The organism is Pseudomonadota bacterium, from assembly GCA_027624955.1.
GTDB lineage: Bacteria > Pseudomonadota > Alphaproteobacteria > UBA828 > UBA828 > PTKB01.
The window spans coordinates 17,696-30,635 of the sequence record JAQBTG010000013.1; the positions used below are offsets into that span (position 1 = coordinate 17,696).

The 12,940-nt window shown below is 60.8% G+C and carries 13 protein-coding genes; 8 read left to right on the plus strand and 5 right to left on the minus strand.

Translation table 11 applies throughout. From position 1 onward, the window contains the following. The first annotated feature begins 49 nt into the window (after positions 1-49). The 8 genes from O3A94_06870 (at position 50) to O3A94_06905 (ending at position 6,217) form a co-directional block, all read left to right on the plus strand. Complete coding sequence (locus O3A94_06870) at positions 50-1,297, plus strand: NAD(P)/FAD-dependent oxidoreductase (GenBank protein ID MDA1355975.1); 1,248 nt, start codon at positions 50-52, stop codon at positions 1,295-1,297. A gap of 21 nt (positions 1,298-1,318) precedes the next feature. Continuing rightward, on the plus strand, positions 1,319-1,576 hold the full coding sequence (locus O3A94_06875) for a MoaD/ThiS family protein (protein MDA1355976.1): 258 nt from the start codon (positions 1,319-1,321) through the stop codon (positions 1,574-1,576). Then, the gene (locus tag O3A94_06880) at positions 1,573-1,863 is read left to right on the plus strand and encodes a hypothetical protein (GenBank protein ID MDA1355977.1); all 291 of its coding nucleotides are present in this window, start codon (positions 1,573-1,575) and stop codon (positions 1,861-1,863) included. The genes O3A94_06875 and O3A94_06880 overlap by 4 nt, the downstream gene beginning before the upstream one ends. Positions 1,864-1,948: 85 nt before the next feature. Continuing rightward, complete coding sequence (locus O3A94_06885) at positions 1,949-2,656, plus strand: ABC transporter permease (GenBank protein MDA1355978.1); 708 nt, start codon at positions 1,949-1,951, stop codon at positions 2,654-2,656. Continuing rightward, on the plus strand, positions 2,653-3,411 hold the full coding sequence (locus O3A94_06890; protein MDA1355979.1) for an ATP-binding cassette domain-containing protein: 759 nt from the start codon (positions 2,653-2,655) through the stop codon (positions 3,409-3,411). The genes O3A94_06885 and O3A94_06890 overlap by 4 nt, the downstream gene beginning before the upstream one ends. A gap of 30 nt (positions 3,412-3,441) precedes the next feature. After that, the gene (locus O3A94_06895; protein MDA1355980.1) at positions 3,442-4,305 is read left to right on the plus strand and encodes a substrate-binding domain-containing protein; all 864 of its coding nucleotides are present in this window, start codon (positions 3,442-3,444) and stop codon (positions 4,303-4,305) included. 17 nt (positions 4,306-4,322) lie between these two features. Continuing rightward, a complete protein-coding gene (locus O3A94_06900) occupies positions 4,323-5,117 on the plus strand; it encodes a xanthine dehydrogenase family protein subunit M (protein ID MDA1355981.1) in 795 nt (264 codons plus the stop codon). A gap of 101 nt (positions 5,118-5,218) precedes the next feature. Then, the gene (locus O3A94_06905; GenBank protein MDA1355982.1) at positions 5,219-6,217 is read left to right on the plus strand and encodes a DUF3179 domain-containing protein; all 999 of its coding nucleotides are present in this window, start codon (positions 5,219-5,221) and stop codon (positions 6,215-6,217) included. A 19-nt stretch (positions 6,218-6,236) separates the two neighbouring features. Here O3A94_06905 and O3A94_06910 read toward each other — a convergent pair whose 3' ends face one another. The 5 genes from O3A94_06910 to dusA form a co-directional block, all read right to left on the minus strand. Continuing rightward, on the minus strand, positions 6,237-6,578 hold the full coding sequence (locus tag O3A94_06910) for a hypothetical protein (protein MDA1355983.1): 342 nt from the start codon (positions 6,576-6,578) through the stop codon (positions 6,237-6,239). A gap of 121 nt (positions 6,579-6,699) precedes the next feature. Beyond that, the gene (gene pcaF, locus O3A94_06915) at positions 6,700-7,905 is read right to left on the minus strand and encodes a 3-oxoadipyl-CoA thiolase (protein MDA1355984.1); all 1,206 of its coding nucleotides are present in this window, start codon (positions 7,903-7,905) and stop codon (positions 6,700-6,702) included. Positions 7,906-7,953: 48 nt separating this feature from the next. Next, positions 7,954-9,711 (minus strand): hydantoinase B/oxoprolinase family protein, encoded by a 1,758-nt coding sequence (locus O3A94_06920; GenBank protein ID MDA1355985.1) that lies wholly within the window; start codon positions 9,709-9,711, stop codon positions 7,954-7,956. A 23-nt stretch (positions 9,712-9,734) separates the two neighbouring features. Next, entirely contained in the window at positions 9,735-11,831 is a 2,097-nt protein-coding gene (locus O3A94_06925) for a hydantoinase/oxoprolinase family protein (protein MDA1355986.1), read from the minus strand. 100 nt (positions 11,832-11,931) lie between these two features. After that, the gene (gene dusA, locus O3A94_06930) at positions 11,932-12,918 is read right to left on the minus strand and encodes a tRNA dihydrouridine(20/20a) synthase DusA (GenBank protein MDA1355987.1); all 987 of its coding nucleotides are present in this window, start codon (positions 12,916-12,918) and stop codon (positions 11,932-11,934) included. Between the last annotated feature and the right edge of the window lie 22 nt (positions 12,919-12,940).

Here is a 12,940-nt window from a genome sequence, read left to right on the forward strand (position 1 = left end):
GGCCGCGGCTTCAGAGCGGCCTAACCGGGATTCAGCCGAGGGTATTGTTATGAAGCACGTCATCGTTGGCGCCGGACCAGCCGGCGTCGTCGCCGCGGAAACCCTGCGCAAGAATGATCGCAACGCCGAAATCCATCTGATCGGCGGCGAGCCAGAACCACCTTATTCGCGCATGGCCATCCCCTATCTGCTCGAAGGTAACATCGCCGAGGGCGGCACCCATTTGCGTAAAACGGCGGGGCATTACGAAGCGCTGTCGATCCAATACAGCCACGGCCGCGTTGAAACCGTCGCGGCGGGCGACAATTCCCTGACTATGGAAGGCGGCGGAAAAATCGGCTATGACCGCCTGCTGATTGCCACTGGCGCGCGGCCGATGCAATTGCCGGTGCCGGGTATGGATTTGGCCGGCGTGCATAACTGCTGGACCCTGGCGGACGCGCGCAAGATCACTAAATTAGCCGTGAAGGATTCCAACGTTGTATTGATTGGCGCCGGTTTCATCGGCTGCATCATCCTTGAATCACTGCTCAAGCTGGCCGGCAATCTGAGCGTTGTGGAAATGGAAGAGCGCATGGTCTCGCGCATGATGGACGGCACCGCTGGCGGCATGCTGAAGCGCTGGTGCGAGAGCAAGAATGTCGAAGTACTGACATCGAGCCGGGTGAGCGCCATCGAGGCGGCGTCAGGCGGCGCCGGCGACAAAAACGTGGTGCTCGCGGACGGGCGCAAATTGAACGCGCATCTGGTTGTGCTCGCGGTCGGTGTGGCGCCCAACATGGACTTTCTCGACGGCAGCGGCGTCGCCACCGATGACGGCATTTTGGTCGACGAACATCTGGCCACCAATGTTGAGAATATCTTCGCTGCTGGTGACGTGGCACAGGGCCTTGATTTCTCGACCGGCGGCCACATGGTGCACGCGATTCAGCCGACTGCCGTTGAGCATGGCCGCATCGCAGCCCTGAATATGGCCGGCCTCAGCCCGGTCTATAAGGGCAGCCTGAACATGAATGTACTGGCGACTGCCGGCTTGATATCGAGCTCGTTCGGCAAATGGGACGGCATCGCCGGGGGCGACACGGGAGCCGCGACCGACGAAAAGAACTACAAATATCTCTGTTTGCAATTTGACGAGGATCGTTTGATCGGCGCGCTCGGCATCGGCATGACCGAACATGTCGGCGTGATGCGCGGCCTGATCACCAGCCGAACGCCGCTCGGCGACTGGAAAGACAAGCTCATGGCCAGCCCGAATCGGGTCATGGAGGCCTACGTCGCTCACAGTCAGCTCTAACGCGCCGCGCGGGTTTGGGCCATGAAGGTCACGCTCAAGCTTTATGCGATGCTGAGCAGGTATCTGCCGCCCGGCACGAAGGACAATCAAATCGATATCGAGGTCGAAGCCAGCGCCACGCCGGCATCGGTATTGGCGAAGTTCATGGTGCCGCCAGAAAACTGCCATCTGGTCCTCATCAACGGTGTGTTCGTCGCGCCTGGCCAGCGTGAACTACATCAGCTGAACGAAAACGACGCCGTCGCCGTCTGGCCGCCCATCGCCGGCGGCCGAACATGACCAGTGAGCCGGTCCTTTTCAAAAAAGAAATGGCGATCACGCATCGCGACTTTACCCGCCTGCTCTGCCGCGCAGTTGGCCACACTGATTTCAAGTTGGTCGACGGCAGAATTTCGCTCGCTGACGGCGCGCGGAAAATTGACATCACGTTGTCTGAGGAATCTGTTCGCCGCATCGCCTTAGTGGAACTGCCGATAACCTTCGTATGCTTCGCCCTCATCGGCTATGACGATGCCGCTGCCGAAATGGCCCGGATCGACCTTCATTTTCAGCGCGGCGGCGGCTAGCGGGTTCCCTCCCCTAGCCCGCGCGCGCGTGTGCCAAAGCAAACTAGGCCTGCCCCTTGATAATTCTCCATGCTAGTAATGCGGCATGACCGATTTCGGCGCCGCGATATCGACCGCCTTCGCCCTCGTCGCAAATTTAAACAGCGACCTTTCGGAGGTCGTGCTGCTGTCGCTCAAGGTGAGCCTCAGCGCGGTTGTAATCGCCAGCATCATTGGCCTGCCAATCGGCGCGGCGCTAGCGTTGTTCCGTTTTCCCGGGCGCACAGTTTTGGTCATCGTTTTAAACGCCTTCATGGGCTTGCCGCCAGTGGTGATCGGCTTGATCGTCTATCTGCTGTTGTCGCGCGCAGGTCCCTTCGGCGTGCTCGGCTTGCTGTTCACGCCGACGGCCATGATTATTGCCCAAGTGCTGCTGATCACCCCGCTGATCGCGGCACTGGCGCGCCAAGTGATGGAGACCTTGTGGCTTGAATATGAGGAGCAGTTGCGCTCGCTCGGAACGACGCCAATGCGCTCGCTCGGCGTCCTCCTCCGGGACGGCCGCTATAGTTTGATGACGGCCGTGCTCGCCGGTTTTGGCCGGGCCATCGCCGAAGTCGGTGCGGTGATGATCGTCGGCGGCAATATCGACCATGTCACCCGCGTCATGACGACATCTATCGCGCTGGAGGTGAGCAAGGGGAACCTCGCCCTGGCGCTTGGCCTCGGCATCATTCTGATCGTTATCTCGGTGCTGGTGAACGGGCTGCTTTTCGTCCTCAGGGGCAACACCCGCCAAGGGGTGACGCCATGATATCAGCGGATGCACCGTCGATTTTGCCCCTGGAGTTGAGTGGGGTGAGCTTCAGTGTCGGCCATCAGCGCCTGCTCAAAGATGTCTCCTGCACCCTGGACGCCAAGGATATCACCATCATCGTCGGGCCCAACGGCGCAGGCAAAAGCCTGCTGCTCCGCCTCTGCCATGGCCTCTTAGCACCGAGCGCAGGCACGATCCACTGGTCCGGTGCGGCGGGGCGCAATCCGTCGCCCTATCAAGCCATGGTATTCCAGCGACCGGTATTATTGCGCCGTTCGGTGCAGGCCAATATCGAATTCGCCCTGGCGCTGCGCAAGGTGCCGCGTCGGCGCCGGCCCGCCCTGGTCGAGGAAGCGCTCAGCCGCGCCGGCCTCAATCGCTTTGCCAAAACATCGGCACGTGTGTTGTCGTTCGGCGAACAGCAACGCTTGGCGCTGGCGCGCTCGTGGGCGCTACGGCCGCAAGTCCTATTCCTTGACGAACCGACCGCCAGCATCGATCCGGCGGCAACCCATGTCATCGAGGAAGTTATTTTGGCGATGAAAAATGAGGGCACGAAGATCATTATGTCGACCCATGATCTCGGCCAGGCGCGCCGGCTTGCCGACGAGGTTATGTTTATTCATCGCGGCCGCTTGATGGAAAAATCCGCCGCGCCAGCGTTTTTCGCGGCGCCGGAGAATGATTTGGCACAAGCTTTTCTGCGCGGCGAGTTGTTGTGGTGGCAGCGCCGCGAACTCACCCCACCCTGAACCGGCGACCGGAGGGTAACGATGGCCTCGATGCTGATATTGCTTCGAAGAACTTTCCTGACTTTTGGCCTGTTGGCCGCCCTCGCCGCGATGTTTGCCGGACCGCCGGCTCGCGCCGAAGAGCCGTTCATCATCGTCGCGTCGACGAGCTCGACGCAAAATTCCGGGCTGTTCGATCATATTTTACCCATATTTCAGGAGCGCAGCGGGATAGAGGTGCGCGTGCTCGCGGTCGGCACCGGGCAAGCCGTCCGCTTGGCGCAGAATGGCGATGCCGATGTCCTATTCGTGCATCACAAGCGGTCAGAGGAAAAATTTGTCGCTGAGGGATTCGGCGTGCGGCGCTACGACGTGATGTACAACGAATTCGTCATCATCGGACCGGCTGCGGACCCGGCCGGCATCGCCGGCATGGCGGACGCCGGAGCGGCGCTCGCCAAGATCGCCGAAAGCCAAGCTCCCTTCGTCTCGCGCGGTGACGATAGCGGCACCCATAAGCGCGAGACCGCGCTGTGGCGCGCCGCCGGCATCAACGATGTTGGCCAATTGTCGCCGAGCTGGTATCGCGAGGCCGGTAGCGGCATGGGGGCGACACTGAATATCGCGGCGGCGATGGCGGCCTATACCCTGGCCGATTTCGGTACCTGGCTGAATTTCAACAATCGCCTGAGCCTCAAAATAGTGCTGCACGGCGACCCGGCCCTGTTCAACCCTTACGGTGTTATTCTGGTCAACAAAGACCGCCATCCGCACGTTAAATCCGAGCTTGGCCAGCGCTTTATCGAGTGGCTGATCTCGCCCGCCGGGCAAGCGGCGATCAATGCTTTCACAATCAACGGCGAACGTGCCTTTACCGCCGACGCGCGAGCCGATATTGTTTCGCCCAGCGAATAACAATCGGATCCCCCGCCGTGTATGAATTCAAATATCACCGTCCGACAACACTTGCGGAGGCCGCTGAAATCCACAGCGTTGCGGCAGACGCGCAGTATATGGCGGGCGGGCAAACGCTGCTGCCGAGCCTGAAGTTCCGCCTTTCCAAACCGTCAGATGTGATCGATCTCGCTTCCATTATGGATCTAAGTTTTATCCGCGTGGAAGGCGATGCGCTGCTGATCGGCGCTGCGACGCTGCATGCCGACGTCGCCGCATCTGAAACCGTCCGCACTGCGATCCCAGCGCTGGCGACGCTGGCCGAATTGATTGGTGACCCTCAGGTGCGCAATAGCGGCACTCTCGGCGGCGCCATCGCCAACAATGATCCGGCGGCGGATTATCCGGCGGCGGTGCTTGGCCTCGGTGCCACCGTGATCACTACGGGGCGGGAAATTGCCGGCGATGATTTCTTTACCGATATGTTCGAAACGGCGCTGGAAGAGGGCGAAATCATCACTGCGGTGCGCTTTCCCACGGCGACCAAGGCAGGCTACGCGAAATTTCCCAATCCGGCATCGCGCTACGCCATCGTCGGCGTTTTTGCGGCGGAAACCGCATCCGGCGTGCGCGTCGCAGTGACCGGCGCCGGACCATGCGTATTTCGCGCGACCGCCATGGAGGCTGCGCTCGGGCAGGCGCTCTCAAGCAAGGTCGAATTGCCAGCGCCGGCGGCGGACGACCTCAATTCGGACATGCATGCCAGCGCCGAATATCGTGCCCATCTGGTGACGGTCATGGCCAAACGGGCAATTGCAGACGCCCTAGCCTGACTCTGGCGCGGGGCGCTGTCACGGCATTGTGAAACACTTTTCCTAGCACGGCATCGATCGGATGGGGACACTCGCGCCTTGGCCAATCGAAGGGAAAGCTGATGAAATTCCTGCCGTTCGTTTTGGCGGCGATCTTTATTTGCGTATTGCCGCTTACTAGCGCTGCTGCCGCGGAGCCACCCAGCTCCTGGACACATGAATGGAAGCAAACCGATTTTTCGCGGACGTCGATCGAATTCGACGAGATCATGTCGGGCGGCCCACCAAAAGACGGCATCCCGGCGATCGACCAGCCGATACACAGTGCGCCTGGCGAAATCAATAATATTGGCGACCAGGAACCGGTCATTACGGTCGCCCTCAATGGCGAGATACGCGCCTATCCGGTGCGAATTCTCATCTGGCACGAGATTGCCAACGATACCCTCGGCGGCGTGCCGATCACGGTCACCTTTTGCCCGCTGTGCAATTCGGCTCTGGTGTTCGACCGCCGCGTCGACGGCCAAGTGCTCGATTTTGGCACCACTGGCAAGCTGCGCAATTCCGACCTGGTGATGTATGACCGCCAGACGGAGAGCTGGTGGCAGCAGTTCACCGGCGAAGCCTTCGTCGGGAAAATGACTGGCATAATGCTCACTGCGCTGCCGTCGCGGGTCGAATCCTTCGAACGCTTCCGAGCGCGCACCGCAGGCCAAGAGGGCGCGACAGTGCTGGTGCCGACCAACGCCAGCATGCGCAATTACGGCGCCAATCCCTATTCGCGTTACGACCAGTCGACCAAGCCGTTTCTTTACCGCGGTGAATTACCGGAAAATATCGCGCCGCTTGCTCGTGTTGTGGTGATCGGCAAGGAGGCCTGGAGCTTGGAGCTGGTGCAGCGCCTAAAGCGGATCGAGCGTGGCGACTTGATTATTACCTGGGAGGCCGGACAAAACTCGGCGCTAGATACGACCCAGATTAGCGCCGGGCGCGATATCGGCAATGTCGTGGTGCAACGCGATGGGCCCGACGGGCCGGCCGATGCGGTGCATGACATCAGCTTCGCGTTCGCCTTCCACGCTTTTCATCCCGACGCCCCGATACATACAGAGATCGAGTAACGGCCGTGCTCAGCGGTGATCAGCTGGTGGCGCGCTGTGGATCGGGAAAATCCCGGTAAAGGCCGAATTTGACATTCGCCACCGCGCTGTAAACGGTTTTGTGAAGCCGTTCTACCTCGCCTGTACGGGTTGATACGAGATTGAAGGCGGCATCGAGTTGCGCCAAGTCGCGCGTTCCGATCATGATGTGAAACTCGCCGGCGCCGTCAAAGGCCAGGCCGAGCTTGCGGCGCATCAGGCGGTGCTCCTCGATCAAACCTTGGCCCTGTAGATGGCCGAGATAAGCGTCGAGATTGCGGCAAAAGGCGAGGTCATTCTCGCCCGTCTTGAGATCGCACCAGATATGATACCAGTCCATCATCGGCTCCCCTGTCTAGCGCCGACCAATAGCCTGGGAGGTACGCCCCGAGCAAGTGTTCGCGGGATACGGCCGGCAATTTCTTAGGCGCCTGCGCCCGATCAAGATCGAGGCAAAACAGCGTTTAGACCTTCTCGAGCGCCAAGGCGATGCCTTGACCGACGCCGATGCACATGGTGCAAAGGGCGTAGCGTCCACCGGTGCGTTCAAGCTGATGGATGGCGGTCAACACCAGGCGCGCGCCGCTCATGCCCAGAGGGTGGCCAAGCGCGATGGCACCGCCATTGGCATTTACATGCGCGGCATCGTCCGCCAGCCCCAAGTCGCGCGTCACGCCGAGGGCCTGGGCGGCGAAGGCTTCGTTGAGCTCGATCACGTCCATATCGCTAATCGTGAGGCCAAGGCGCTCAAGCAGTTTGCGCGATGCCGGCGCCGGCCCCATGCCCATGATGCGAGGCGCGATGCCAGCCGTCGCGACGCCAAGGACGCGCGCACGCGGTGTTAAGCCTTGGGCGCGCGCCGCTGCCTCGGAGGCCACCAGCAAGGCGCAGGCGCCGTCATTGAGGCCCGACGCGTTGCCCGCCGTCACCGTGCCGCCGGCGCGAAACAAGGCTGGCAATTTGGCCAAGCCCTCTGCGGTCGTGCCAGCACGCGGATGCTCGTCGCGCGCGACAATGACAGCCTCGGCCTTGCGCTGCGGAATGCTGACGGGAACGATCTCGGCGTCGAAATATCCGGCCGCCATGGCCGCCGCGGCGCGCTGCTGACTGCGCAACGCGAAGGCGTCCTGATCGGCGCGGGCGATCTGGTATTCCTCGGCGACATTTTCCGCCGTTTCCGGCATTGAATCGATGCCGTGCAGCTCTTTCATCAGTTTGTTGACGAAGCGCCAGCCGAGCGTGGTGTCTTCGATTTTGGCGGCACGCGAAAAGGCGGTCTCTGCTTTGGCCATGACAAAAGGTGCCCGCGACATGCTCTCGACACCGCCGGCAATTATAAAATCGGCCTCGCCGGCCTTGATTGCCCGCGCCGCGCCGCCGAGCGCATCCATGCCGGAGCCGCACAGGCGATTGACTGTGGCGCCGGGCACGCTATCCGGCATGCCCGCCAACAGCAGTGCCATGCGGGCGACATTGCGGTTGTCCTCGCCTGCCTGATTGGCACAGCCGAGGACGACATCGTCGACCGCCTGCCAATCGGCCGCGGTGTTGCGCTCGATCAAGGCGCGGATCGGCATTGCCGCGAGGTCATCTGGGCGCACCGCGGACAAGGCGCCGCCATAGCGCCCGATGGGTGTTCTCACGCCGTCGCACACAAAGGCTTCAGTCAAGGCGTAGCCTCACTTTCATCGCAAAAATTGCTGCCGCATCGAAGCTGTTTAGGCGCGCATTTCACCGCGCCGCGCTTGTGTGGCGGCGGCATCGATCTCCAGTTCGGAATTCAGCACCACGCCATAGGCAGCGCGGGCATGCTCGATGGTGCAGAAATCATCCAACACATCCTCACGCACTTGTTCGGGGCTGCGCGCCAGCGGATCGCCATAGCCACCGCCGCAGGCGCTGAGGACGCCGATGCAATCGCCTACCTTATTGCGCAGGCCGTGCACCTTGCCGGGCAATTCCTCAATATCGTTGGGCGCCGCGATGTTATATTTTTGCACCCGCGCGCCAACGCCGTCGGTGCCACCCAGGAACCCCCACGGCGCATCCGCATGGCGATCTGATTCGTGGGTGAGAGAACCGTCGGTCAAATAGCGCTGCACCTTGATCATGCCGATACCACCGCGAAATTCGCCGGCGCCGGGCATGACATCATCGCGCAATTCATAACGGTCGCAAATCAGCGGCAGATGCATGCCTAAATCCTCAATCGGATTGTTGCGCGTGTTGCGCATCAGCTCCTCGATGCCGTCCGGGCCGTCGGATGCGGGCCGCCCGCCATAGGCACCTTCATTAACTTCGATAAAGACCCAATAATTGCCCTCCGGGCGCATGCCAGAATAGGCGATGGCCGACACATCGGCCGAGCAGCCGGCTGTGACTTTGTCGGGTATGACCGGCGCCAGGGCCTTAATGATGCAATCCACCACGCGCTGAATTTGATTGAAGCGCGCTTCCGCTGCGGCCGGATATATCGGGTTGAAGATCGAGCCCAGCGGCGCGGTCACCTTGATCGGGCGGAACGAACCCTCGTTCTGCGGCACATGCTCCGAGATCGTCGCGCTGTCGAGCAGCACGGCGCGAAAGGCAAAATAGCACGCCACTTTGGTCGAGCCCTCGAACGGCACATTGAACGCAGTCTCAACTTGCGGCGACGAGCCGGTGAGATCGACCTCGGCCGAATCGCCGTCGATACGGACGCACACCTTGACCGGCAAGGTCTTGCCGCGATTGCGGCCGTCATCGTCGAGAAAACCCTCAGCGCGGTATTCACCGTCCGGAATGGCGGCAATACGTTTGCGTAACATGGACTCAGAATAATCCATGAGCTGCTGGGTGGCGGCGAACACCGTCTCCTTGCCGTACTGGTCGAGCAATTCGACAAAGCGTTTGACGCCAAGCTCTACCGAAGCGACCTGGGCCTCGATATCGCCCAACACCTGATCCGGCACCCGCGTATTGGTGGAGATGAAATGCCATAGGGCGCGGTTGCGCACACCGCCCTCATAGAGTTTCACACCCTTAAACAGCATGCCCTCAGCGAACACATCTGGCACATCAATAATGAGGCCCGGCGTCGCCGCGCCGATATCGACATGATGCGCGGTGTTGGCCGAGAAGCCGACCAGCTCGCCTTCGTAAAAGACCGGCGCGACGGCGGCGATATCGGGCGAGTGGCTGGCGCCGTAATAGGGATGATTGTGAATAACTACATCGCCGGGCTGCCACGGGTCGTGCAGGGTTTCATTGATGCCGCGCAGGTAGGCCGGAATCGAGCCGATATGCATGGGCGTGGAATCTGATTCGCAGAGCGTATTGCAATCGGCGTCGAACAGGCCTGCGCCGAGATCCTCGGACTCGCGAATGATCGAGGAATAAGACATGCGGTACAGCACATGACCCATTTCCTTAGCGATGGTATGGAGCGCACCGCCGATAACCTGCAATGTGATAGGGTCGACTTCTTTTTTGCTCATAATCGTTTCCTCCCGCCAGCTCTCTATTTGGCCGTGCCGCGAACATGTAAATTACCGTATTCCGAAACTTCGGCCACATGGCCGGGCGGAATCAAGGTGGTGGAATCGTGCTGGATAATGATGGCCGGCCCCGAAACCGTCTGCCCGGCGGTCAGCTTGCCGCGATCATAGCGCGGCGTATCCAGGGTCTCGCCGCCGTCGAAGGTGGTGGGGCGGCTGTACATCACCGCGTCTTTCGGGTTTTGCCCTGTTCCCGCCGCCAATTTCGGCCAATTTAGCCTGGCCGTGGCCGCCGAAGCGACCACCCGCAACGTGATGATTTCGACATTCTGATCATCAAATGCGTGGCCGTAATCGCGGCGATGCGCTTCGTGGAAATTGTCAATCAGCACCTGCCTATTGCCAGCATCAACCGCTTCGGCCGGAAGTTCGGCCCGCAGCTCGAAGCCCTGGCCCTGATAGCGGCATTCAGCGATGCGGGTAAATCTGCGCGCCTCCGGCGCCACGTCATCCGCATCTAGCGACGCGCTCGCCATGACGAGCAGTTCGTCGAGCTGGTTGTTGAGCACGTCGTAATCGCTTTGCTCGGCGGTGCTGATGGTGATCAACGCCGAGCGGGTAAATTCATATTGCATATCGGTGGCCAGCAGGCCGGTCGCAGCGTTGATGCCCGGCGCCGGCGGCACGATCGTTTCGCGCGCCGCCACGGTTATGGCCAGTGCGACGCCATGCAACGGCCCGGCGCCGCCAAACGCGACCAGCGAATAGTCACGCGGGTCGATGCCCTTGGCCACCGAGTTGGCGCGAATCTCAAGCGCCATGTTGGAATTGATCACCCGGATGACGCCGAGCGCCGCCTCTTCGAGACTCATGTTCAACTTGTCGCAGAGATTGTCCTTGATCGCCTTGGCCGAAAGCTTGGGGTCGATCGCCACGCCGCCGCCCAGAAATTGCTCGGCATCGAGACGACCGAGCACCACTTGCGCATCGGTCACGGTGGGTTCAACGCCGCCCTTGCCATAGCATGCCGGCCCTGGATTGGCGCCAGCCGAGCGCGGCCCAACGCGGAACGCGCCGCCTTCGTCAACATAGGCGATGGAGCCACCGCCGGCGCCAATGGTCGCCAAATCGATCATCGGCGTCAGGATGGGATAGCCGCCGATATTGGTATCTCGCGGATTCATAATACGCACTTCGCCGCGCGGTACGACACTGATATCGGCCGAGGTGCCGCCGATATCGACAGTGATCAAATTCTCGACGCCGGAAAGATCGCCGGCCCATTTGCCGCCGATGACGCCGCCCGCTGGCCCTGACATGAGGATCGTTACCGGCCGTTCGCTGCCGCCTTCGATGGTGGTGACGCCGCCGTTTGATTGCATTACACGAATTTCCGCGCTCACCCCTACGCCGCGCAGCGCGCTTTCCAGGTTGCGCAGATAAAACGACGTCCTCGGCCCGATAAAGGCATTCATCGCGGCGGTGGAAAAACGCTCATATTCGCGAATCACATCGGCCACTTCGCTCGAACAACTAACATAAGTATCGGGCAAGATTTCCTTGACGATTGCCTTGGCGCGCTGCTCATGCGTGTTGTTGAGGAACGAATAAATAAAACAAATGATGACGGCGTCGACGCCGCGCTTTTTTAATAGCTCCGCCGCCGCGCGCACTTCGTCTTCATCAAGCGCGACCTCAATGCGGCCGTCCGGCGGCAGGATGCGCTCAGAGACGACAATGCGGTTTCGTCGCTTGACCAGCGGCTTGGATTGCCACGGCACGTCGAACTGCATGGAGAAATTATGTGGCCGCTTGCCGCGCGCCAGCAGGAGAATATCGCGGAAGCCACGCGTCGTCAGCATGCCGACCTCAGCGCCGTCATATTCAATCACTGCATTCGTGGCGACGGTGGTGCCATGCACGATCTTTTCGATATCGCCGAGGGCAACGCCGGCCATCTCGCAGATCTCAGTGATGCCACGGATAACACCGATAGATTGATCCTCTGGCGTGCTCGGTACCTTATGCACCATCACACCGCCTGAACTGCCGCCAATCGATTCTGATTCTAGAATGAGGTCGGTAAACGTGCCGCCGACATCGACACCGATTCTAGCCATGTATCCGCCTGTTCTGGTTAATTGTCTCTCGCGAGCGCGGGGGCATCATATAATCTGTCCGGACAAATTGGGAGTGCGATTTGCACTTTATTTTTTGCCCTCAGACCATCTCAGGCACAAGCGCTAGCGCTTGCTCGATGACCTCCGGTCCGGCACCTGGCTTGGGCACATTTTCACTCAGATAACGCCGCCATAGGCGGGCCCCAGGGCGGGCGTGAAATAGCCCCAGCATATGCCGGGTGATGTGGTTGAGCCGCGCACCACCGCCGAGCGCGCGCTCGGTATAAGGCAGCATGGCGCGAGCGATATCATGGCGGCTCGGAGCGACGCGGGCATCGGCAAATATGCGCGCATCTGCTTCGGCCAAGATATAAGGGTCTTCAAAGGCGGCGCGGCCGATCATCACGCCATCGACACGCTGCAAATGCTGCGCCGCATCAGCGAGGCTGCGCACGCCACCATTGAGGATAATTTCGAGCCCCGGCAATTCGTCTTTCAGGCGGTAGACGCGTTCGTAATCGAGCGGCGGGATCTCACGGTTCTGCTTGGGACTTAGGCCCTCCAGGATGGCGATGCGGGCATGCACGGCGAGACTCGCCATGCCGGCTTCGACCAGTAGGCCGGCGAAGCTTCGCAATTGCTCAAAACTGTCGCGCCCATCGATGCCGATGCGGCATTTGACCGTGATCGGGAGATCGACGGCGTCCGCCATCGCCGCGACACAGCGCGCCACCAATTCGGGCTCCGCCATCAGACAGGCGCCGAAGCGTCCGCTCTTCACACGGTCGCTTGGGCAGCCGACATTGAGATTGATTTCACCGTAACCGGCGGCTTGGCCGAATTTGGCCGCCACCACCAGTTCCGCCGGATCGCCGCCGCCGAGTTGCAGCGCAACCGGATGCTCCGCCGCGTCAAAGGCCAGCAAAAAATCGCGTTTGCCATGGCGCACGGCGGCGGCGGTGATCATCTCACTATAAAGCAGGACATGGCGGCTGCACTGGCGCATAAAATAGCGCCCATGCCGGTCGGTGCAGTCCATCATCGGCGCCACGCTCAATCGCCTGTCGTTAATCGATAATTCAGCCATGTGCCAGTATACCCGGAACCTT